15 protein-coding genes and 3 pseudogenes are annotated in these 23,168 nt (G+C 69.2%); 9 read left to right on the top strand and 9 right to left on the bottom strand.

Annotation, left to right across the window (positions count from 1 at the left end; genetic code table 11):
• Positions 1-118 precede the first annotated feature (118 nt).
• On the top strand, positions 119-553 hold the full coding sequence (locus GXP74_RS42215) for a hypothetical protein (protein ID WP_370468445.1): 435 nt from the start codon (positions 119-121) through the stop codon (positions 551-553).
• On the opposite strand, the gene GXP74_RS20620 is transcribed toward GXP74_RS42215, so the two are convergent.
• The 5 genes and pseudogenes from GXP74_RS20620 to GXP74_RS40635 form a co-directional block, all read right to left on the bottom strand.
• Positions 533-2,665, bottom strand: a complete 2,133-nt coding sequence (locus tag GXP74_RS20620; protein ID WP_182452907.1) for a tetratricopeptide repeat protein — start codon at positions 2,663-2,665, stop codon at positions 533-535. The genes GXP74_RS42215 and GXP74_RS20620 overlap by 21 nt on opposite strands.
• Before the next feature lie 221 nt (positions 2,666-2,886).
• Positions 2,887-3,440, bottom strand: a pseudogene (locus GXP74_RS20615) (XRE family transcriptional regulator).
• Between the two features lie 9 nt (positions 3,441-3,449).
• Positions 3,450-4,046, bottom strand: a pseudogene (locus GXP74_RS40645) (transcriptional regulator); the annotation flags it as partial.
• Positions 4,047-4,781: 735 nt separating this feature from the next.
• Entirely contained in the window at positions 4,782-5,516 is a 735-nt protein-coding gene (locus GXP74_RS40640) for a hypothetical protein (RefSeq protein WP_225448770.1), read from the bottom strand.
• 52 nt (positions 5,517-5,568) lie between these two features.
• Positions 5,569-5,757, bottom strand: a pseudogene (locus GXP74_RS40635) (helix-turn-helix domain-containing protein); the annotation flags it as partial.
• A 122-nt stretch (positions 5,758-5,879) separates the two neighbouring features.
• Here GXP74_RS40635 and GXP74_RS20605 point away from each other — a divergent pair.
• Positions 5,880-6,206, top strand: coding sequence for a hypothetical protein (locus tag GXP74_RS20605; protein ID WP_182452906.1), 327 nt, complete (start codon positions 5,880-5,882; stop codon positions 6,204-6,206).
• Between the two features lie 625 nt (positions 6,207-6,831).
• On the opposite strand, the gene GXP74_RS20600 is transcribed toward GXP74_RS20605, so the two are convergent.
• Together GXP74_RS20600 and GXP74_RS20595 are read right to left on the bottom strand one after the other, a co-directional pair.
• On the bottom strand, positions 6,832-6,975 hold the full coding sequence (locus GXP74_RS20600; RefSeq protein WP_182456980.1) for a hypothetical protein: 144 nt from the start codon (positions 6,973-6,975) through the stop codon (positions 6,832-6,834).
• Positions 6,976-7,326: 351 nt separating this feature from the next.
• On the bottom strand, positions 7,327-9,672 hold the full coding sequence (locus GXP74_RS20595; RefSeq protein WP_225448076.1) for a DEAD/DEAH box helicase: 2,346 nt from the start codon (positions 9,670-9,672) through the stop codon (positions 7,327-7,329).
• Positions 9,673-9,859: 187 nt separating this feature from the next.
• Between GXP74_RS20595 and GXP74_RS20590 the strand changes: the two genes are divergently transcribed.
• The 7 genes from GXP74_RS20590 to GXP74_RS20560 all read left to right on the top strand — a co-directional run bounded on the left by GXP74_RS20590 (position 9,860) and on the right by GXP74_RS20560 (position 20,169).
• Complete coding sequence (locus tag GXP74_RS20590) at positions 9,860-10,891, top strand: TniQ family protein (protein WP_182452905.1); 1,032 nt, start codon at positions 9,860-9,862, stop codon at positions 10,889-10,891.
• 147 nt (positions 10,892-11,038) lie between these two features.
• Positions 11,039-11,764 carry a TnsA-like heteromeric transposase endonuclease subunit gene (locus GXP74_RS20585; RefSeq protein WP_182452904.1) on the top strand — a complete coding sequence of 242 codons (726 nt, stop codon included), beginning with the start codon at positions 11,039-11,041 and terminating at the stop codon, positions 11,762-11,764.
• Positions 11,749-14,082 (top strand): DDE-type integrase/transposase/recombinase, encoded by a 2,334-nt coding sequence (locus tag GXP74_RS20580; protein ID WP_182452903.1) that lies wholly within the window; start codon positions 11,749-11,751, stop codon positions 14,080-14,082. The genes GXP74_RS20585 and GXP74_RS20580 overlap by 16 nt, the downstream gene beginning before the upstream one ends.
• Positions 14,083-14,125: 43 nt before the next feature.
• Complete coding sequence (locus GXP74_RS20575; RefSeq protein WP_182452902.1) at positions 14,126-15,232, top strand: ATP-binding protein; 1,107 nt, start codon at positions 14,126-14,128, stop codon at positions 15,230-15,232.
• 175 nt (positions 15,233-15,407) lie between these two features.
• The gene (locus tag GXP74_RS20570) at positions 15,408-18,746 is read left to right on the top strand and encodes a hypothetical protein (protein ID WP_182452901.1); all 3,339 of its coding nucleotides are present in this window, start codon (positions 15,408-15,410) and stop codon (positions 18,744-18,746) included.
• 338 nt (positions 18,747-19,084) lie between these two features.
• Complete coding sequence (locus tag GXP74_RS20565; protein ID WP_182452900.1) at positions 19,085-19,534, top strand: hypothetical protein; 450 nt, start codon at positions 19,085-19,087, stop codon at positions 19,532-19,534.
• A gap of 8 nt (positions 19,535-19,542) precedes the next feature.
• Positions 19,543-20,169 carry a hypothetical protein gene (locus GXP74_RS20560; protein WP_182452899.1) on the top strand — a complete coding sequence of 209 codons (627 nt, stop codon included), beginning with the start codon at positions 19,543-19,545 and terminating at the stop codon, positions 20,167-20,169.
• Between the two features lie 48 nt (positions 20,170-20,217).
• On the opposite strand, the gene GXP74_RS20555 is transcribed toward GXP74_RS20560, so the two are convergent.
• Both GXP74_RS20555 and GXP74_RS20550 read right to left on the bottom strand, forming a co-directional pair.
• Positions 20,218-21,408: an ISAs1 family transposase gene (locus GXP74_RS20555; protein WP_182452898.1), complete on the bottom strand. Its 1,191-nt coding sequence runs from the start codon at positions 21,406-21,408 to the stop codon at positions 20,218-20,220.
• 738 nt (positions 21,409-22,146) lie between these two features.
• A complete protein-coding gene (locus tag GXP74_RS20550) occupies positions 22,147-23,019 on the bottom strand; it encodes a hypothetical protein (protein WP_182452897.1) in 873 nt (290 codons plus the stop codon).
• Positions 23,020-23,168: the final 149 nt, after the last annotated feature.

Raw genomic sequence — 23,168 nt, 5'->3', positions numbered from 1 at the left:
TCGCGATCCCCGAGCCAGCGCGCGCCGCTCTGCTCGACCCGCTGCCGCTGCCCGCCTACCAGCCCGCCGCGCACACCTCCCGCTCCGGGTCCTGACCCAGGTCCTGGGCCCGGCGCAGGTGGCGGTCACCCGCTACAGCGACCCGCCGCACGAACCGGCCGGGGAGGGAGGAATCCACACCGCCGTCCACGAGGACACTCTGGACCCCGGTCTGCTCGACCTGGCCGACGTCATCTTCCGCCACGGCGCCGACATGGACCACCGCCTCGGGTCACCCTCGCAGTGGACGGCCGAGGTCCTCGCACGCCATCCGCAATGCGCGCTGGCGGTCTACGTGACCGGCCCCGGCAGCTGCACCATGCGCACCCGCGCCGGGCGGCTGCTCGTCCTGGACGCCGACCCGGGAACGACGGCCGATCCCACCCTCTACGCCTCCGCGCTGCTCGCTCTGCTCACCGAAGGCAGCACCCACGGCGAACCGGACGTGCTGGACGCGCTGACGGTGAGGACCGGTACGAGCACCCATGCCGTCTCACTCACCGTGCTTCGCTGACACACCGTTCCAGCAGCGCCCGCGCGTACTCCAGGTGAGCGAGCGCGTGCTCCGCCTCCAGCAGCGCCAACGCCTCCTGGGCCATGGGCCGGGCCGCCTCGGCGTCCCGGCATCCAGCAGCACGGCGGCCAGGTCGGTCAAAGTCCGGGCCGTGTTGTATGCCTCGGCGGTGCCGCGGAAGAACCGCAGCGCGACCAGCAGCCGCTCACGCGCCTCGTCCAGCCGCTCCAGTCCGCGCAGCGCCCGACCCTGGTGACGCTCCAGCAGGGCCCGCGCCCGGGGCACGTCCTCGAAGCCGCGCTCCCCCGGCCTGATCGCTTCCAGGATCCTGCCCGCCTCCTGGAACAACGGCAGGGCCGCCTCGTGGTCCCACTGGCCCAGCCGCAGCAGACCCAGCGACTCCACCGCCGTGGCCTGCCCACGCAGGTGACCGGCGAGCCGGTCGGCGTCAGCAGCGCTCTCCAGCTGCGCCAGCGCCTCCTGGTCGCGCCGCAGGTCCTTCAGCGCGAGTCCGAGCTGCGTGTGCGCCCGCCCCGCCATGTCCGTGCCGGGGAACGCCCTGTCCGCCAGGCGCACACCGGTGCGCAGCGCGGGCAGGATCTCCTCCACGTGGCCGGCCTTGAGCTGGATGGGCCACATCGCCTGGCAGAGGTAGAACACCGTCTCGGCGTCGTCACGGCTCTCGGCCGTGCGTACAGCCTCCAGCAGGTTGCCCAGCTCGGCTTCCAGCGCGGCCAGCGCCTCGCCCGGACCGGGGTAGGCCGCCGGTCGCGGTGCCTGGCCTGCCTGGTCGGGTTCGTCGTAGCGGGGGCCGAGGTGCCAGCGCCGGTCCAGAGCGGCCAGGTCGGCCTCGATGGCGAACCGCACGAGTTCCGCGACCGTCCGCTCCACCACGGCGGCCCGCCGCGCGGGAGTGTCCTCGCGCAGGGCAGCATCCTGGGCGAACTGGCGCACCAGCGGGCGCATCACGTACCGGTCGGTCCCGGCGCCCTGAAGAAGTTGACGCTCCGCCAGCTCGGCCAGGACCCCTGCGGCCTGTTCCGCAGCGGTGTCCAGGGCGGCTGCGGCGACCGTCACGGTCAGGGTCGGCCAGGGGCGCAGAGCCAGCGACCGCACTGCGACCGCCAGGTGTGGCGGCAGGCTGGCGTAGACCAGGTCCAGGATTGCGTGGAGCGGGTCGGTCGCCGACTCGTCCGGCGCGGTGGCCTGTCCGGTCGGCTGGAGGAGAGCCGGGGCGCAGGCCCGCAGGGCCCATGGGGAGCCCGCGCAGCGCTCCAGGACCGACGGCAGCGTGGCCCGGGCCGCGGCGAGTGCCTGCTTGCCGACCAGGTCGCCGAGCAGGTGGACCGCGTCCTGTTCCGGCAGTGGTCCCACCGGCACGCGGATCGCGTCCAGGCCCACCAGGGCGTGGCGGCTGACGGCGACCACGACGACGCCGGAGGCGGAGGTGATCAGGGGACGGATCTGCGCGGCGGAGTGGACGTGGTCCAGCACCACCAGCAGGCGCCGCTCGGCGACCGAGGTGCGGTACAGGCCGATCCGGTCCTCGACGCCGGGCGGGATCGCGTCCTTGTCCACACCGAGCTGGGTCAAGACCCGGTGCAGCACGGTGCCGACGGGCAGCGCCGCGCTCGCCGAGGCGCCGTTCAGGTCCAGGTACACCTGCCCGTCCGGGAACTGCCCGACCTCGCGCCAGCCCCAGTGGACGGCCAGCGTCGAACTGCCGATCCCCGCCGGGCCGTGGATGTTCACCACCCGGGGCCGCCCCTCGCCCGGACGTGACAATTCCCGATCCAGGATCTTCAACGCGTCCTGGCGGTCCTTGAAGAACGGGCTCGACGCCGGCAGGAGCCGTGGCACGCCACGCGCTGCGGCCGGGAGCGGAACGCCGCGCATCAACGCCGACAGCGCCCGCGCCTGAGCGGGATCGCGCCGCGCGCCCTCGGCCAGCACGCGGGCCACGTCCTCACGCCCGGTCGCACCGACCGGAGCGGGTACCGGGCGCCCGGCGCACCGCCGAGCCAGAACCCCGGCCGACTCCCACAACGACCGGCCCGCCTCGGTTCCCAGCGAGAGGTTCAACGACCCCAGGAACGTCAAAACCGCTGACATCGACATGGGATCGACCACGCCACACCCCCGTAATCCAGCGCGACAGCGCGACCAGGCACCGTCCCAGCTCAGCTTCGATCCCACCGTAGCCGCACCAGGCCCCACCCACCCCCAACACCCGGAAAACACCCATCCCAGCACCGAGAGGCTGGCAGAACAGGCTCAACAAGTTGGGCCAGGTTCCAAGCACCGTGGCACGGCTCGGCGGCTCAAGCCGCAGGTCAGTAGTCGATGTCGAAGTAGTCGATGTCGTTGAAGCGAACGAGCAGCCCCTCAGCACGGCGTCCGCCGTCCTTGAAGTAGACCTCCTGTAGGCCCTCGGCGACGATGTCCTGGAGCTCGCGCTCCGGGCGCCGGTTTCCTGGGCGGCGAAGAGGCGGGCGGCGTAGGCCGGCGGCAGGCGCTCGGTGATCCGGCGCAGCCGTCCATCGTCGGTGGTGCCGGGGGCGGCGATGTAGCCGAACTGGGCGCGGGTCTCGATAGTGATGCCGCCGCTGTCGGTGGCCCTGCGGGCGGCGCGTTTGCGGACCAGTGGCTGCCAGCGGGCTTTGACCGCGTGGTCCATGCGTTCGGCGATGTCCTTGGGCGGGTGCTTGCGGGTGCCCTGCAGGTATCGCTCCACGGAGCGCTGGGACACCCCCAGGAGGTCGGCCACCGCTCGTGTTCCCTTCAACTGCTTGACCAGGTAGGCGGTTCGGGCCTGGGTGGTGGCGGGTGGTTTGCGGGTGAACGTCGCCTGCGCGGCTCGTTGGAGGCTGTCGCCGATGGTGCCCACGGTTGTGTCCTATTCTCCGTCGGTGGCGGCGTCGGTGCCCTTGATGTGCCGGGCCGGGTTGAGCTGCTGGTCCATCAGCTGAACTGCCCACAGCAGGGGTTGGGCTCCTTCGAGTTTGACCATGCCGGGGCTGATGCCGAGGCGGAAGCCGCCGGGTAGGGGCTTGCCATCGGGGGTGGTGGGCACGAAGTCCAGCGGGGTGGGGCCAGGTGAGGGGTAGACCGCACAGTCCGACAGCACGGCCAGGGGCCACAGGTCGGCTTTCGAGGCCCAGGCGAGCATCTTGCGGTGCATGTTGACCCGGGCACTGGAGATGATGGCGGCGCGGATGTGCGGGCTCCAGGTCGGCCGCCGTAGCGCGGGCCACGGCTCGCCGAATTGGTGCCGCGCGCCCTGCGGGCGCTCGCGGAGCTTGCCCACGCCGCCCTTGACGGTCGACTTGATCGCGGTCAGGACGGCGGCCAGAGCTGGGTCCTGCTCCTTGTGGTCTGCCATCGCGGTCAGGAAGGCAGCCGGTTCCATGCCTGCGGTGACGCCGAGTTGGGCCATGACGGTCATGTATGCCTCGCGGATCCGGGTGTACCAGGGGTCCAGGTAGGGGCCGTTGGCGAAGCGCGGCACGGTCTGCAGGAACTGCCGCGCCCTCGGTGTCAGTTCCGACAGACCCAGCCGCTCCAGGTGCGCCTCGTCCCCGGCCTGCCACGGGGCCGGCGGCACCGGGACCCCGAGCTGGGCCAACTGCTTGGCATCCGGGCGCAGCCAACCCTCCATCGGAGTGATCCGCACGCCCAGGCCCAGAGTGTCGACGAGTTCGTGGGCGTAGGCCAGGGTGGGGGTGGAGTACCAGGCCGGTCCGGTCGGGGCGACGCCGCTGGGGGTGAACGGGGAAGGCAGACGCGCATCGAGGGTGATGGCGGACAAGTCAACCAGCCACTCCCCCGGCAGCTTGCGGTCGAACTGCGGGCGGGTGAGGTGGACCGCTTCGCCCAGCCCGACCAGGAGGCGGTTGGCGGCGGCGCCGAACGCCATGTTGATGTCGATGCCGACCGCCACGGCAGCGCGCACTCGCGGTCGGTGAGCAGTTCGGGGTCGCGGACCCATTCGTAGGCTTCCTCGTCGATGACCTGGTCTGCGGTGCGGTGGTGGGTGCGCGGGTACAGGGCTGCTACCAGGGGGTGCTCATCGGGGGCAGCGACCGGCGACGGATCGGTGGCGATCGGCAGCGAGCCGGGCATCGCACCGGAGGACCATGTACCGGTCTGCTTGTCCTGGACGGCGCGGGTCGGCGGGCGCAGCGCCTCCATCAGGGCGACCCGCAGGTCGCACCGCTGCCGCGCGGGGTCAGGAGCAGCGTGGCGTAGCTGGTGAGGCATGAGCGATCTCGGCGGGGTGGGCGGTGCCGTCGGTTACTCGGATGATGAAGTCCTTCCCCCAGTCGCGGGCGTCCAGGGCTCCCCAGGGCAGGACGGCGAGTTGGACGCAGGCGCGTCGGCCGCCGTCGACGGGGCGGTAGATGCGGGCCCAGGGGCCGAAGCCGCGCCTGGTGAGCTGCCATTTGGCTTTGGTGAGGTGCTTGACCACTGGGTGGTTGTCGGGCAGGCGCAGGCCGCGCCGGTCCTCCAGCTCCAGGGGCAGGCCCAGTTTGGCGGCCGCCGACGCAGTGAGGACTACGAGGGGGTCGTCGTCCTTGCCGGAGGGGTGCAGCCGCAGGGCGCCGACGCGGGCGTGTTCCAGGGTCCACTCGACCAGGGCGGCCATCGTGGTGGCTGAGCAAGTCAGGACCAGGCCGCCGATGCCGTGGGCGTTGCCGTCACCGTCTAGGACCAGCAGCGGGCCGTTGGTGAAGCGCGGATCGCTGTCGGCTGCGGTGGCGGTGGCTGCGTGTGTCGGTTTCTTCTCGGCGGGTCCGGCCGGGACTTGCTGTGCGGGGCGGCCGGGCTGGGCGGGAGCGGCGGGGCTGGGTGTCAAGTCGGCGGGCAGTGGGCTGTGCGGGGCGCGGACGGCGGCGCGGCAGGGCCGGTCGTGGGTGGCGCGGCGGTCGGAGCAGGCGGGGCGGGGCGGGGAATTTGGCTGCAAGTCCTTCCAGGAGCCGGCGGTAGGCGTCGAACTTCTCGCCTGCCGGTTCGCTGCGGCCTGCTTCCCAGGAGGTGAGGCTGGCGGGGCGGACCTTGAGGGCCTGGGCGACGGCGGCTTCGGTCAGCCCTGCCGCTCGGCGCAGCCGATCCGCTCGGGGGGTGGTGGGAGGACGGCGCCAGTTGGCCACCGCTTCGAGCAGGGCGTCGACGGCGTCGAAGATCGGGGGTGTGGAGTCGGTCATGGTGCACCTCCTTGGTGGGACGGATCTGGCATGCGGTCAGCGGACGCCTTGGCGGATTTCCTCGAGGCGGGTCATCATTCGCTGGTAGCGCTGGGAGGCGGCTTGGGAGGAGCCCAGGCCTGGTGGGGGGCGATCTGTTTCCAGTCCATGCGCGGCGCCGGGCTTCGATGACGATCTGGGTCTCCAGCCGGTCCACCTGGGTGCGGATCTGCTCGAACAAGGAGAGCGCGGCGCTGAGTTTTCGTGCTGACGTCCGGGAGCTGCTCGTTGGAGTGGTGGTTCGCGGTGGCCTGGAGCACCTTGCCGAGCAGGGCCGCGTCCAGTTCCAGCTGCCGGGCCTGGGGCCAGCGGGCCTGGGGGGCGTTGACGTCGGGGCGTTCGCTCAGGTCTTTGAGGCGGTCACGTGCCTGCTGGTGGGGATTGCGGGGCATGGAACCACCCTAGCATAACGATACAACGAGAAAACATATTGTTGTTTTGTTGCCTGAGTGCTGCGATGGGCCCCAGCTTGTGGGGTTTCGACGCGCTGCCCACGACTGAGTGGTCGGCGGGGCGAAGGCTTCGACGGGCACCCACACGCCACGCGGACGTCACCCGCTACAGGGGCTGCTGACGCAGATGCAGCTCTGCTGTGCGCTGCGGCAGCCGTCGGCGGACGTGCGTCACATGCATCAGGCACGGCCGCCTCGTGATCCAGCACCTTGAACCGCAGCACTGCGCTCACCGTGGCCGCGGGGCAGCCTCATGCCGATCTGACTCCCAGGCATGTCAGGCTCACAGCAGCCCACGACGAAGGCTTCGGCATGGCTACCCCTGCCGCGAGCAGGAACAGAGGGTGCTTCAGAAGATCACTGGCTGATCAATGCCGCGGCCAGCGACGTAGGAGGCCAGCTGCTTCAGCTCGAAGTCCCACGGCTGCCCGCAAGAGTCGTCAGCCCGCGGCCTCTTCAGCTTCCGGTCGAGGACTCTCAGCGCTATCGCCGCCTCGTCGATGTCGCAGCCAGTCCCTCACCGGTGCGGCCGGCACGGTCTACGGGTCTGTCCAGCGAGCGGTGGGAAGTTGATTGATGGGGTTCAGCGGCGGGCGGCGGAGAGCCGTCCGTCGAAGGCGATGTCGAAGGCGTTGAGTGCCGCCTTCCAGCGGATGGCCCAGCGCTTGCGGCCGGTGTCGGTCGGGTCCAGGCACGGCCGCCGCAGCGGCCCCGTCTCATTCGTCACGATAGTCATCAACTAAGGCTTCCTGTACGGGACTTCCCACCGGTAACCGTACAGACCCCCCCTTCGATGCCTGGGCTCCGCGACGTTGATCCACTGCGTCCCTGCCCGGCGCAAGATGTCGTCGGTGTGGTCGGGAGAGTGCCCTGGACTCAGTGCGCGGGGAGGTGATCCCGCTGCTGCACCACCTACGCGACCGGGCCCAGAAGTACATGAACTTACGGATGCGGTGGTCAGGGTCGGCAGCCTGGATCTCCATCGAGTCAGCCGACGCGGCCCGCCCCATGCTTGTCTGCGCATGGGGCGGGAGCCAACTCCTGAGCTCGGGCTGTGCGGCGCGTCCCATGCGCTCTCTCACCCGGCTGTCCACGCGTCGCCGGGATCCCACGGCGGGCTTTGCCTCGGGATCCACCGCATGTGCAGTGATTCGAGGGCGTCGAGTTGGCTGCGGGTGAGCTGGGCGGCGTCGCGGCGCTGCCGCGAGATCCACTCGCCCAAGCGGAATCGGTGCCCGGCCTGTTCGGTGACGTAGTAGTAGGGGACGTCGAGGTGCTGGTGTTCACGCCGGAAGATACGTGCTGCTCTGAGGCCTTCGGTGAAGACGCGCTCTGCGGGGCTGCGGGGGCGCCGCAGCAGAAGAGCCAGTGGGTGGTCGAAGGGCAGGGCGCCCAGGAGGTTCCTCTGGTCGGGGTGCAGCCCCGGCATGAGGTCGATCTGGCTGTCAAGCCAGTCGGTCAACGGGTCGTCACTGGTGGTACGCAGGCCGGGAAAGCCAAGCGTACCGGTGCGGGTGGCCGCGAGGGCTCGGACGTAGGTGTGCTGCCATTGCTTGGGCCAGGGCGCGTTCCACCAGGGGTTGATCTCGTCCAGGGCACGTATGTAGGGGTGGGGCAGGGTCCTGTCGTGGGCTTCCTTTCGCCACCGCGATACCCAGCGGCCGATGCGGGTGCCTTGGAAGGTCTCGTCCGCCAGGGGGGCAAGGTGTCCATGGCAGGTGGTGTACTCGCGGGCGGTCTGCAGGTGGAACTCGATGCTGCGGCGCGGGTGTTCCCAGCGCATGCCGTAGGCGTCAAGGGCGTCGATGCGCTCGTTGAGCAGGAGCCCGTTCATGCGCAGCGAGCGCTGGTGGCCGAGCCACCAGCCCAGGTAGAAACGATCGGGGCCGAGGTAGCGGCTGGGTACGTCCAGGTTCCCGTGGCGAGCGTGGTAGCGCTCGGCACTGCCCAGCCCGAGGTGCCAGACGCTGTTGTGCGGGTCGAGGGCATTGAGGGCGAGTACGGGGATGATCTCGTCGGCGCGCTCCGGGCGGGCGGCGGGCGGGGGGAAGCGTCTGACCAGTTCGTCGAGTTCGAGGCGCTCGACCCGGCGAACGACGTGCTCGTCGTAGACCTTCAGTGCGATCATGACCTGGTAGAGCAGCCAGTAGGGACTGCCCCGCATGCCCTTGTCCGGGTCTTCTCCGGGGGCGAGGTAGATCGGAACGATGATCGTGGCGATCTTGCCGGTGCCGGGCGGTTGGCGCAGTGCCCGTCCGACGCCTTGTGCGATGTCGATACTGCTGGATTTGGGGTCCGCGAACATGATGCTGTCGATCGCGGGCAGGTCGAAGCCCTCCAGGCACATGCGTGAGTTGGTGAGCACCCGGCGCTGGGCCCGGGGGTTGTCCGGAGCGTGGCCGGCGAACTGAGCGAAGGTCTCGAGTCGGTCGAAGCGGTCCTGAAGAGACGAGACAGTACCAGTCCACAGGGACCCGGGGCCGCCGTCCGGCATCAGCGCGGCGGTCTCGTGCAGGGTCTCGGCGAAGAGTTCCGCTGACTTGATGCGCGAGTGGAAGGACAGAGTGCGTGTGAGGTTGAACTTGCGCATCGCGTAGGACAGGGCGACTTGGGCTGCTGCTACGCGTGTACCTTCGGAGTCGTGGTGGATGTCGCAGTCGCGGCCCAAGATCTTGCGCAGTTGGTCGTCGTGGATCTCCATGACGACCAGGCGGTAGTCGGCGAGCAGACCCTGGTCGATGGATTCGGCAAGCGAGATCCGGTAGACGACGGGCCCGTAGAGGCTCAAGTCGTCCATGGAGGCCACTTCGCAGGTGACGTCGTCGTTGCGCTCGGGGTCGTGAACGTTCTTCGGAGTTGCGGTCATGTAGAGGCGGCGGCGCGAGGGGATGGCGTCGTTGTCGTGGACGACGGCCCAGTCCTTGTCGAGGGAGCCGGCGGTGCGATGGGCCTCGTCGGCGATGATCAGGTCCCAGGCGGGCAGGAGGCCGTCCGCGTGCCCCTGCGCGAGCTTGTACAGGGAGTGGTAGGTGATGAACACGTTCACCGGCCCGTCTCCGGCGGCGTCGATATGAGCGGCGAGCTTCCCGATGTTCTCGAGCCTTCTCATCACGCCGACCAGGGCGGGGTCCTGCGGGCCCTGCGAGCACACGGCCAGGAAAGCGCCTTGGCGTCCGTCCCCGTGCCAGGCGGCGATGCTCTGCTCGAGCAGTTGCAACCTGGGCACGACGGTAAGCACGCGGCCGCGGGGGGCGACGTGCTGGGCGACGTTGAGTCCGATCAGGGTCTTGCCGGTTCCGCAGGCGGCATGCAGATTGATCCGTGGCGCGCCGGTGGCGAACGCGTTGATGCACATATCCACTGCGAGGCGCTGGTGGGCACGCAGTTCCGTAAGCAGATCATGGTCAATAGTCGTCGCGGCCACTGCGTCTCCCGAAAGGACGTGCGGGCTTGGCTACTTCGAGCGTGTGGTCACGAGTGGTCGCTGCGGTGTATGAATGCGAGGGTTTCACTCGATCGTGTAGTAGTTCTCGCAGACCCTGACCGGGTTCGGCCACCGGACGAGGACGATAGATGGCCAAGGCCATCGGAACGAGAACAACCGGAGTACGATGCTCACGGATTGGCTGGAGCTATGGGGGCCGACCCACCGACTCCCTTTGCAGGTCCGGCCTCTGGCGGACGAGTCGACGGGTTCGTTCGTGAATCGACTGGCTCACTGCAACGGCCTGGAACTGGACGCGTTCTTGGACCGGGTGGGCCACGGCCGCAAAGCGGTCGACCCACGCTTCACCGAGATGTATGTGAACCAGGCGGGCCTGCAATATCTGGCCGTGCTGACGGACCGCCAGCCACACGAGTTGCAGCGCTGTCTGTCGGGGCTGGCGGATCGGTACCTGCTGCGCGGCGACGAGGGCACCGCGCGCTGGGAATGGCCGTGGGAGCCTCCTGCCGGGGAGGCGTACGTGGTCCGCGGCTGCGATCTGTGCGCCGCCCGCCACATGGTCGACGAGCCGGTCTGGCTGCTGTGGCCGGACCGGTGGCGGGTGTGCCTGCGCCACGGGCGCTGGACGGACTCCTCCCGCAGCGACGATCCGGCGCGGGTGCGGCTGGACGGCCTGCCCGCGGTGGTGCGCGCACACCGGGAGCGGCTGAGGTTGCAGCGGCGTTTTCCCGAGGCGGGTCCGGGGCTGTTCGCAGACGCGTTCCACGTCGCGGTGTACTGGTGGACGCGTGTGCCGGGGGTGGAGCGCTGGGAGCTGCGGGCCGAGGCTGCCGGGCTAGCGCGGCGCGACCTGCGGGTGGCTCCGCTAGTGATCTATCCCGAGGCCGTCGACCTGACCGAGGCCATGATGCGCTACGAGCGGAAGGTGCCCCGGGGGTCCAAGGCGCGTTCCCTGCTGCTGTACGAGGTGGAGTCGATGGGGACGGCCTGGGGGCTGGACGAGCAGTTCGTGACGGCACCGGTCCTGGAGTGGCTGACCCGGCATCACCGGCCGCCCGTGCCGGTGATGCATCCGACGCTGCGGGACCGCCGTTTCACGCTGCCGCCGGGCCACACCCGGGTCGCTGCCTCATCCGGGTCCCTGGAGCAGCGTTCTTGCCTGCCTTGGCAGTTGGGCACCGCACCGGGCGATCTGTGAGCCGTGCGCACTCCCTGGTGCTGTCGTGGCAGGTCAAGGGACGCATGGACAGGGATCGTTCACACCTTCGAGGGAACAGGCGGCCGAAGGGCCGCGGAGGCGTCCCGATGGTCTCCACTGTGGTGACCATCGAGAGAGAGGAGGCTCATGACGGACGCGATGGGCTGGCACCTGGATCAGGCCGGCGAACTGACGTGCTCGGCACCCGTCGACCTGGCGATGGTGCCGCTGGAGGAGCGGCGTCCGCCCACCGATCCGGTGGCCTACCACGGTCGGCAGGGCGTCATCACGCGCTGGTGGTCCTCGACCAACCGTTCATCGGTGGTCTGCGGGTCGTTGCGGCGCACCCGGGTCGCCCTGGAGATGGATTTCGACCCGGACGTGGTGCGGTTCAGCGGGGAGCCGCTCGAACTGCACTGGCAGGTCGGAAAGGCCAGGCGGCGGTGGCGTCCCGACTTCGTGGCACGGACCGCCGACGGGTGCCGTACGGTCGTGGTGGTGCGCCCGGACAAACCGGGCCCGCAGTGGCGCGAGCGGCTGGCAGTAGTGGGCGAGGTGGCGCAGCAGGCGGGCTGGAGGGTGCAGGAACGGTCCGTGCCGCGCGGGATTCGGCTCGCCAACCTGGAGTGGGCGGCCGGTTTCCGTCAGCCGTTCCCGGTGACCCGGCAGGAGGAGCGCGCCCTGCTGGCGGCGTTCGCCCAGCCGAGCCGGGTGCTGGACCGTGTCGCGGCCAGCGGGTTGCCTGAGCTGTCCGGGCTGGACCTGGCGTGGCGGCTGGTGTGGCAGCGGCGTCTGTTCATGGACTGGGATGCGCCGCTGCTGCCGACCGCACTGGCGTGGACGGCAGGGGCGAAGCGATGCCCCGGGAGCTGACCGGCTGGTTCGAGTCCGACCGTGTCCGGCTCGGTGACCAGATCCGCTGGCAGGGCACCCGCTACGAGGTCATCCGGTACGCCGGCCCCGAGGTCGGCTTGATGCCCGCAGGCGATGCAGGTGTGCCGGTGTCGTGCTTGTACCGGGACCTGGTCGCGTCCGAGGACTTCTGCGTCCTGGACGGCGAAGGTAAGCCGCAGCAGGCCTCCGGTTTGCCGCCGCTGCACATCGTGCTGGAGGCGGCGTCGAAGGTGGACCGCGACCAGGCCCTGTGGTGGCACGGGCACATGAAGGAGATCGAGACCGGGATTCGCCCCGGCCGCCTGATCCCACGACACGGCTACGACCCGGCCACGACCACCCTGGCCCAGCGCTACCAGGCGAAGTCCGAGGAACTCGCGGCGGCTGACATCCACATCAAGCCCCGGGCACTGGAAAGCAAGCGGCTGGCCTGGAAGCGGGCGAACGAGAACCCGCTGGTGCTGCTGCTGGACGGCCGCAAAGGCAAGGCCCCCAGGCCCGGGGGGCGCACCGATCCACGGGTGATCTCGCTCATGCACGAGGCCGTGGCGATCCGGTCACGGCAGTCCGGCGGCACGATCGGCAGCTACTACGAGACCGTGCAGGACCTGATCACCTTGCGCTTCAAGGAGGAGCTGAAGGACCCGGAGGAACGCAAGCGCCTCGCACTGCCGGAGTCGATCTTCTACAAGCGCATGCATGAGCTGGGGCTGTCCGACCGGGTGCGCGGCACCACCCGGCAGCGCGCCAGCCACGCGAGCAAGCCTGCGCCCCCGTACACGCCGTCCGTCGCCCTGCAGCCGGGCGAGGTGATGCAGATGGACACCACTCCCCTGCACATCAAGGCTCTCGGGGACAACGGCGAGGTGATCTCCGCGGAGGCGACCGGGCTGATCGACGTCGCCACCCGATCCATGGCGGGTTTTATGATCGTGCCCGCGATTCTGGGCGAGGCCGGCCCAGGCGGCCCCAGGGTCGGGGGCCGGTCGACGAAGTCCATCGACCTGGTCATGACTCTGGCACAGTGCTTCTCCCCCATGCCGACACGGCCTGGCTGGTCGCCGCTGACGGCGGCCGCCATGTCCGCCCTGCCGTTCGCCCAACTGCAGGCGGCCGATCCGCGGTTCACCGAGGCCACCGCGGCCAGGCCGGTCATCCACCCGCGCACCATCATCGTGGACCAGGGCAGTCCGTATGTGAGCGGGTACTTCGAGGACGTCTGCGACTTCCTGGGCATCACCCTGCGCTACGCCCGCAAGGACACACCGACCGACAAGCCGCTCGGCGAACGCTTCTTCCCCACCCTGGCCGACCGCTTCAGCCAGTACGTCCCCGGCTGGACCGGGCGCAGCCACCAGGTGCGCGGCCGCGGTGTAGAGCGGCAGCCGCTGCGCACCATCAACGAGTTGCAGGAGTGCGCCGAGGAGTGGATCGCGCTGGAGTACCAGCAGACTCCCCACGACGGGCTACGCAGCCCCGTCCTACCAGGACGGGAGCTGTCCCCCAACGAGATGTACGGGCACCTGGCGGCGATGACAGGTTACCGGCCGCGGCCGCTGTCGCCCCAGGACTGCCGGCATCTGCTCATCCCGGCCTGGGTGAAGGTCACCGACAAGGGCATCCAGATCGAGAACCGCACCTACCAGGACCCCAAGGGCCGGCTGCGGGCGCTGGCCGGGCTGCCGTCCGGGTTCGCCGAGCACGGCGACAAGTGGCGGGCCACCTACAACCCGTACCGGCCGGAGGTGGCCTGGCTGTACGACCACCGCGGCGACGGGCACTGGATCCGCTGCCAGTTCGTCCACGCGTATCTGCTCACCAACCCCTGGACACAGTACATGTGGCAGGAGTGCCAACTGCGGGAGCAGGAGGCGGGCCGGCCCGTCGACGAGGCCTCGCTGGCGGTGGCGATGCGCGAACGCCGCGCCCGCAGCCGCAAGGGCCCCCGGCGGCGCAGTGGCCCGATCATCCCGTTCCAGGGCTGGCCCTTGAACGTCGAGGACACCACCCCCGACGACCCCTACGCGGACCTGCCCCAGGTCGACCTGGACACGATCACCGCTTTCCCGTCCCTGCCCGTCCGCGGGCGCGAGGTGCCCTCCGCGCCTGCCGCTCCCGACCGCCCGGTCCACGCCCCGGCCCCGGCGACGGAACCCGACCCGTACGCGGGCCTGGCCGACATCGACCTGGACACGATCACCGCGTTCCCGGAACCCTCCGCCGGGCTGGCACCGATGGCGCCGCACCCGCAGGATCCCCCGGAGGCCGACGGCGGGGCCAGTGCGCCACCTCATTGAGCAACTCCCGTCCCTGCCGCGCTCCCACCCCCGAGGAATACACGTGAAAGCAGCCACCCTCACCCCAGACCAGGAACAGGTCCTGGCCCACGCGCAGAGTGCCCCGCTGCGGATGCGGAATCTGTTCACCCGCGACGATTGGAACCGGTACGTATACGAAAAGGTTCCGAAGCCGGAGCTCGCCACGTTCACCACCTACGAGGCCCGCCTGATCTACAACAGCCACCTGCGGCTCGTCTCCCACCCCGAGTTCGACAAGGCCCTGCTGAAGGCGTCACTGGCCTTCCGCGCGAACGAGTTCCGAGCGGAGGGCTTCCTCGACATGGTGATCGACGGCCCTCCCGGGACCGGCAAGTCCTTCACCCTGCGGGCGATCGGACGCGAATACCAGGCCCGAGTGTCGGGGAAGGAGGGGGGCCGGATCCCAGTGGTCCACATCACCGCGCCGATCGATGCCGACGGCAAAATCACCTGGGTCTGGGAGATCGCCTGCTTCCTGGGCCTCAACCCTCCGCCCAAGGACGAGCAGGCGCTGCTCGACCAAAGACGCCTGCCGGACCTGACCTACCCCGTCACCCACGTCCTGGCCCGCTCCCAGACCCGCATGATCCTGATCGACGACATCCAGCGCACCACCCCGGACCAACTCGCTCCGGTGCTGCACTACTTCGACTTCCTGCGCAGCCGCTACGGAATCGCGGTCATCTTCTGCGGCACAGGAGCAGCGGGCATCGTCCAGGCCGCCCGGGTCAGGGCAGACCATCTCACGAGCGCTGAGGCCGGGCTCCGAGAACGCGTCGCGAAGCAGCGCGCCAAGGCCGGCCTGCCCAAGCTCCCGCCGTCGAGGGAGCCCGTGCCGAGCCTGCTGCCCGTGACCTGGCTCGATCCGATCCACTATCACGGAGCCGACCAGAACACCTGGCTGAGCGTCCTCAAAGGCTTCGAGGACAACCTGTGCCTGCGCAACCTCAGCGCGCATTGCCTGACCAACCACGCGACCGACCTGCACCGGCAGACCGGCGGCTACTTCAAGCAACTGTCTCAGCTCGTCTGCCAGGCCGCCGTCGATGCGATGCGCAAGGACGGCGGCGAGGAGGACATCACCCTCGAACGCCTCAAGTGCATCAGGGTGGGGCGAGACGACGTCTGACCCGCGCAACAGGAACGTCGGGCTCCGCCGCAACGGGAGAATTCTCGGCGGACCTTCGACGTGCGGGGCGATCTGGTCCGGCCGGTGGACGCCGCCTGCAGGCCCGGCCCCGGCCGGGGAATTAGACCGTCCTCCCGCAGCGCGCGTCGCCGCCGGACGCCGCCATACTGGGCGGATGTCCGTGAACACCAGCGACGACCCGCCACAGGAACTGACACTGGCGCAGTTGACCCGCCACAAGCAGTCCGGCCCCCTGCCGCTGCCGATCCAGAACCCTGGCCTGCTGCCGTTCAACGACCTGGATCCCGAGGTGTTCGAGCGGGTTGTCGCCGAGGTGGTCAGTCGGCGGCACAACCTGGGTGTGCAGTTCTACGGACGGCGCGGGCAGAAGCAGTACGGCCTGGACATCGTCGAGCGGGAGCCATCACAGCAGCGCTCGCTCTACCAGGTCAAGCGCTACCAGCAGATCACGGACAAGCAGCTGCGGGATGCCGTCGAGACCTACGCAGGCCCGGTCAGGAGCCCGGACTTTCAGGGAGACCCTCGACGGTTCGACCCGTACAGGCTGGTGGTGGCGACGTCGGCGCAGACCGACAGCGACACGGCCATCGTGGATGCGCTGGCCACGTTGCAGAACGAGTACGCAGGCGACCTCGTGATCGAGGCATGGGGCGCCGAAGCGCTCAGCCGTGCCCTGCGCGATGCCCCCCATCTGGTGTTCGCGGTCTTCGGCCCGCACTGGGCTTCGGCGTTTTGCGGGTTCACGCCCTCTCCGGCAGCCCAGAGCGCGCCGACCGCCTTGGGCCTGGTCGATGATCCGGCCGAGGTGCTCGGCTTGGACGCGCTCCAGGCCGACGCTGCCGCAAACGAGGAGCGGGACCCGCTGGAGGCGGCACACCTGCTCGGGCTTGTCGCCGAGGGGCTGCGGGCCGGCGGGTTCCCCGTGCACTCGGCCACGATGTACCGCCGCCAGGCACGGGTGCTTGTGGCCGGCGGTGACCTGCCGGGTGCGTTCTCGCGCCTGGTCGCGTTGACGCTTGCGGCCATCTCCAGCGCCGACCACACGGCGGCCGTCTTCGCCCGCAAGGACCTGGAGGAGACTGCGGGCCGACTCGGGGGTTCGGCACAGGCCACGGCGACGGTCCTGTCCGCAGTCGACGGCTGGTCCGGGCACGGAAGCCAACTGGCCGTGACGGTTCCAGCTCTCGAGACCCTGGCTGCCGCTGACGACGAGCATGCCGCGTTGCTGTGCTGTCTGGTGATCGAGCAGGCCATCGTCGACGGCCTGTACGACCGGGTTCCCGCGCGGTCCGTCCTGTCGTCGCCAGACGCGGACACCGACGGGCTGCTGGCGCGGCTTCGATCGCTCGCCGCTGTCGCCGACCTCCGCGATCCGGTGATCCGGGCCCGGCTGCGCTGCGCCGCCGCCGACGCCGCGGTGTCTGTTGAGGGCACGCGCGATGAGCTCGACCGGGCCTGGCAGCAGTTGGTCCGTGATGCGGCGGCCGGGCGCTTTCATGGAGCCCGCGCGCTGGTGGCGTCCCGGGCCGCGTACGCCTTCGCTGTGCGCGGTGACGGCGAGCAGGCAGAGAACCTGTGGCGTCAGGCTGTGCTGGCCAGCAGCGAGGAGCAGCTGTACGGGGACGCCCGGGGAGCGCTGCGGTCGCTGCAGCACCTGGCCCTCGACCAGGGCCGGCTGCCCGGCGGGCCGAACGGCGCCACCGGCGGGCTGCCCGATCGCAAGCGGCTGCTGGCGTCGGCTGTTGACCCGGCCCTGTCCGCGCTGGAGGCCGCCCACCACGGTCGCCTGCCCGACGCGCTCGGGGATGTCCGCCGGTACCTGTGGGAGGCACGACTGTCCGGCGACCGATGCGAAGAAGCCGGTGTGCAAGCCCTGCTCGGCGATGTGCTCAGCGCCGGAGGGCACCACTTCGCGGCCGCGCACTACTACCTGGAGGCAGGAGTCGCGGAGCGTGCCGCCGCGGCGGCACGCGCGATGACGCTTCCGCTCGATGTCACCGACTGGCTCAACTCCCCCGTCCGGTACCGCCAGGCCGCAGCCATCGAGGTCTTGAAGGCGCAGGCAGCCTCCCTGCCCGACACCATGGTCCCCGAGGCGGTACAGCGGCTCCTAGCGCTTGCAACCACTGTGTGGGCGGCGCCCCGTGCAGATCCCGCCCCCGAGCGCCAGGCCCTCAACGCGGTAGCTGCGTTCGGGCGACGCATCCCCGACAGTGCCGTGGACACCATCCTCGATCTGGCTCAGCCGGCCACCGTAACCGCCCCGCACGCCCCCTGGCCAGTGGTCACCTCCGTCATCGCGAAGCTGCTCGTCCAGACCTATTGGGCGGTGGAACCTCGACGCCACGAAATCGCCGAGGTCCTGGGCACCCTGTTGGGCCTGCCCCAGCCGCCCCACGGCCTGTGGCCCCTGATCCTCGCGATGCCTGGGCAGGCACGTGAGCCCCTGCTGGCCATGGTGTGCTCCCGCGCCGAGGCCGGCGACCGAAATGCCCTGCAGGTCCTCGCGCGCTGGCGCGAGGCGACGCCCGCCGTCCAGACAGCCGCCCGACAGGCATGCGCCGCACTGCTGCGCCGCCCGGTGGACGTCCCGCGCCACGTGATGACCGTGGACACCCAGGCCACCGACACCGTCGACCACTTGAACGCGCTGCTCGAGGCCACCGTCCTCGTCGACGTCTGCCCCGACGACCTGAGCGCGGACCGGACTCAGCCCGCCGGCGGTGTGGTGCTGCAGATGCAGCTGAATCCCGCGCCCGGTTCCACCGGCATTCAGGACACCGAACAGTCAGCCCCTCATGACAACCCCGACCAGGCATCCGGGCCCGACCGTGCGGCACTGCTCGCAGCGGGGCCACTGGTCGGCCTCACCGAGGCCGTCGCACGGCACCTGCTGGCCATGGCTGAGGACACTCACGACACGGCGCCGTCCCGCATCCAGGCCATCGACGCACTGCGCGCTCTGCTCTTCCGCCTGCCCGAGCCGGTCCTGCGCGCCATCACCGACCGAATGCTGATCGTCAGCCGCGACCCGGGGCGCGCAGAGATCGACCAGTTGATGATGGAGGCCACCGGCGCGTTCAGCCGCGCCACCATGAATCTGGGCATCACCCACCTGCCGGGGATGGCCCTGGTACTTGCGACGGACGCGTTTATCCACCAGCGCGATCAGAAGTCTCCTCTGGCCGCGCAGGAGACCGCGTTCGCCGACGAAGTGGTCGCCTCGAGTGCGGCGCTCATGCGCCATCCGGACGCGGAACTGCGGAAGTTGGGCGCGGTCGCCCTGCACGATCTCGCCTACGGCGCACCCGACGCCGCTGTCCACGTCACCGGAATGCTCTTCCACACCGACCCGCAGGTCCGCGTCCTGGGCGCCGACGTCGTCCCTCTGACACCGGGGCTGAAGGCGCTTCTCGCAAGCGATCCAGCGCCGGAAGTACGCCAGGCCCTGTCCGACCGGCTCGCCACACAATCGCCAACCACAGGCAATTGATCAGCCGGCGGTTGCCCGGCATCAGCGCAGTGTCGCAAGCGCTGCGGGGATCAGCGCTCCCCGAGTGGCGGCCAGGACGTGACCGCGGCCGCGACTCGGATAGGGTCGCGGATGGCTGGCTGGCCGTCAGGTATACGCGAGTGTCCCTTGTAGGCTGGCCTGGCCCGGTGAATCGCCCGGAGGAGGCTGGCCCAGTGCCGTCAGCGGCATACGCAGAGTGGACAACGTCCAGGACGCAGCACATCGACGAACTGTTGGTTGCACATTCCATGGTTGGTGGTGGCGGAAGGGGACGGCGCTGGCGGACTCAACAGTTGAACTTGGCGATCACGATGCGCATGGCAGCAGAGTTCCAAGGATTCGCCCGAGCGCTCCATGACGAGAGCTGCGACTTTCTCTCTGATCATGCAATTGTCAATAACCCTGCGCTAAAAAACATCTTTCGCTCGAATCTGGCCCACAGTAGACAGTTGGATCGCGGAAATGCCAACCCCGGCGGCATAGGCGGAGACTTCGCCAGGCTCGGGCTCCAGATCTGGCCTACCCTCAAATTGGCAAGCAAGAAGGGAGCCCAGTGGAACGCCGCACTCGACGAGCTGAATATAGCACGCAATGCTATAGCGCATGACGATCAGGCTGGTTTTCTAAAGCTTCCGCCATCAAGATATCCAATCACCTTGGCTGTAGTGAAGAGCTGGCGGAGCTCCCTTGATGGCTTGGCGCGATCAATGGACACTATTGTTGGTGACTATCTAACGGCGATCAGCGGCGGTCAGCAGCCGTGGTGAGGGAAACGATGAAGACACCAGAGGTTGGGCAGGAGGTCTTGGTCCCCTGGGGGCTCGACTACCTTCTGGGAACTGTCTTGCGTGTGTATAGCACTGGCCGCGGCCCCAAGGTCGTCGTGCAAGTCGATGTTCCTGGAGTGAGCGGGGATGAAGTAGAAGACGTCACTGTCACCCTGCCGGCAGACGCTGTGCAGAGCAAGGACCAGGAAGCGGCTCACGCTGCCCCCGGAGAGTGGGTCCACGCTCGATCATATGAACGGGAATTGATGGCTCAGCTCCTTCGGATGGCGGACAGGCTTGAGCGCGGCCTTGGAACCCCGGTCTCCGTTCATGAGGCGGCGGGTTATGGTGGGCTGGACCTCGTCATTCGATCAGGCCAAGATCGAATGATTGGATGCGAGGCCAAGTATGAATCCGGCCGTCGGCAGATCTCACTTGAGGTGATTAATAAACTCATCGAACAAGCTGATCGACGGATTGTTCCGATCGTTCTGATCACCAACGTACGACTTAGCGCGAGGGCGGCCGAAGTGCTTCAGCAAGTCGATACAAATCGAATGTTCCATTGGATTCTTTGGCGAGGCGAGCGCGACAATGAGGCTCTGGAGCAGATGGTTCTTTCTCTCCTTGCATGACGGCCGAGGCCAGGGCCTCGGCAAAGTCTTGGGGCGTCCGCTTCGTGATCATGTGATCCCGAGGATGGTGAGGGGTCGGTGGGCGTTGCGGGCGTTGTGTCGTAGGCCGGCGGCGATGTTGGTGGTGCCGGCGAGTCGGAGGGCGCCGATGGCGAGGTTGCGCCAGGTGGCCATGGCGCGGGGTGCGTTGCGGGTCCGGAGTTGCGAGGCGTCCTCGGCGAAGGTGGTGTCCCTCACGTGGTGCAGGGATTCGACTGACCAGTGGCCGCGGATCAGGGCCGCCAGTTGGGCGGGGTTTGCCTGTTCCGCGGTCAGGTCGGTGACCGCGTAGACGGTGTGGAGGGTGACTTTCCCGGATTTGCGGTGCACGCGGCGGCGCTTGAGCTGGATGGCCTGGCGGGCGCCGGGGAAGAGCAGGTTGTTCACGGTGCAGACCTTGATGCGGCGGATCTCGCTGCGGCCGTGGCCGGTTGCGCGAGTGCGGTCCTGCAGCGGGATCTCCTTCCAGGGAAGGGCTTTGAGCTGCTTGCGGAGCTTCTTCTGGTTCCCTTTCGCGATCACGATGTAGTGCGCCCCGCGTGCGGTCAGGTAGGTGGCGTGCTCGCGCTGGGTGTGGAGTGCGTCGCTGGTGACCACCGCGTCGGCGAGGTCGGCGACGGTCTCCAGGAGCGGTTTGAAGCAGGTGATTTCATTGGTCTTCTCGCCGACGTCGAGCTGGGCCAGGACCAGGCCGCTGGTGTGGTCGAGGGCGGCGAGGAGGTGGATCCTGCGGCCTGCGGCGCGGGCGGCTCCGCGCAGGCTCTTGCCGTCGACCGCGATCCCGCGCAGGCCGCTGGTCTGCGGCGTTGTGGGGTGGCGGTCGGCGAGCCAGCGGCAGACGGCCTGGTCGAGGGCGTCGCCGTCGACACGGGCCAGGACCCGTCGCAGGGTTGCCTCGTCCGGTACCGGGTGACGTGCGGTCAGTACGTCGAAGTTTCCGCCGAGGGCGGCCAGGACGGCCTGCGGGGCGTCGTTGGCCCACTCGCTGATCGCCAGGAGCGAGGTCGCGCCGGTCAGCACGGCCGACGCGGCGAGCGCGAGGACGAAGACAAGAGCGTGTCGTATCCCGCGCGCAGCTCGCGGATCGGGGACCTCGCCCAGACGTTCCAGCAGGCCAGGATACTCGTCCGGCTCCACGGGCAGCTGATCGCGGAGCTGGTCAAGAACAGTAGGAATCAGGGAGGATGCAGGTGCAGGCACGGTCTTCCAGCAAGGTCACGGGGCGTAGAGACCTCCATGATCTTGGAAGCCGTGCCTGTTCTGCATCGCGGACCGGCACATCCGGCGTAGATCACTACGAATCGGACGAAGCCTCACTTTGCCGAGGCCTTGGCCGAGGCCGGTGCAGCTCCCGGTCTGTGCCCTGGTCGGCGGCTGGCCGACCAGCACCGAGAACCGACCCGATGCACCCGCCGACCCCCAGATCACCGTCGCCCAGGGGCGGCGGTGATCGCGACGACGTTGCCACCGGCGTTCTGGGCCCGCAGCCGCTCGATCTCCTGCTGCTGGGCGGCGAGCCGTGACACCGCCAAGCGCGGAACATCACTGAAGCCCACGGGCCTGATGCCGGTTGCCAGACTGATTGCAGAGCGCGACCGTTCTGGGGGTCGTCAGGAGTGGGAGTCGGTGCGCCAAGCGTTGATCAATGCCGCACGCGAGGTGGTCCTGGCGCATGAAGGACTCGTTCGGATCGGACGCAAGAAGGGTCTCTGAAGGACGCGGGTGCACCGGTACCGGTGGCACGCCCACTCGCCCCGACAGCATGAGGCGGCTCAGCCGTCCTCAATCATGTGCGCCGTCCAGATCGGCTCCGGAGGGGCAGTCGCTGCCGAGGACCGGATCCGGCCGTGAAACCCGGGCGCGCGCACGGCGTTCTCCAGGAAGGTCATCTCAAGAACTGTCCCGTGGTAGCGCACGTTCTCCCACTGCGCCGCCGGTTCAGTGGGGTGCGAGCCAGTTCGCGAGAGTGCCGGCGTGGACGGTTTGCGCGACAGCTTCCTGGCTCAGGTAGTTGACCGCGGCGTGCGGGGTCTTGCCGTTGTCGACGCTGATGTCTCGCACGCCGGCGGCCTTGTCGGACAGGCCCTGGCCGCCGGTGACGAAGTCGTTGGGGTCGAAGACGTTCACCCAGGCCACTGCGGCTGGCAGGGCCAGCTCTGCGGCGACGCCCAGGTGGCGTTGGATCGGAAGCCAGCTCAAGGGACTTCCGAGCGTCATGAGTTGCCGGACGCCCCCGTTCTGTCCGGCAGCGGGGACCTGTCCGCGCTGGAACATGTCGTAGGCGATGACGCTGCCCAGGGAGTGCGCGATCAGCAGCGTGGCGCCGGACGCGGCCAGTGCATCGAAGATCATCTTGCGGACCTGCTCAGCGGCGGTCGCATCGTTCAGGTAGCCGTAGACCTCACGCAGTCGGCCGATGACGGCCTCGCCGACATGTCGGCCCGCGGCACCGTCGAGGCCGGCCATCCATTTCGACAAGCGGGGGCTGATCTTGGGCAGGTCTCCCAGGGTAGCCGGGGCGGCGTCGGGCACAACGGCATCCGGGGCGTATGCCTGCAGGGCCTCCACAAGGAACTCTTCTTCCTCGTCGTCGATGCCGGCGAGGCCTGGGCCGGTGTCGGGGCCGCTGAGCTGCCACCGCTTGGTCTTGCGGAAGAGGTTGCCGTAGTAGGGCATGGTCAGGGCGGGGACCGGTGCGGCCGGGCCAGCGTGGCGGGTGAAACTGGCTGCGAGCGCTCCCCGCCAGTCGGCGCTGAGCTGGATGGCATTGGTGTCCGCTTGGAAGATGCCGTGTACGCCGACGATGTGCACTTGGTCCCCCTACCGCGCCCTGGCCGCCGCCCCGTCTGCCCCTCGGGCGGCACTCGATGGTATCCGCCCGCGGCCGCAGGGCCGTACCGGTCCATGAGTGCCCGTGCCGCCGGTTAGGGTACGGGGATTGATCAGTCCTGGCGGAGGCG

Source organism: Streptacidiphilus sp. P02-A3a (assembly GCF_014084105.1).
Classification (GTDB): domain Bacteria; phylum Actinomycetota; class Actinomycetes; order Streptomycetales; family Streptomycetaceae; genus Streptacidiphilus.
This window is presented reverse-complemented; position numbering and strand designations above follow the sequence as displayed.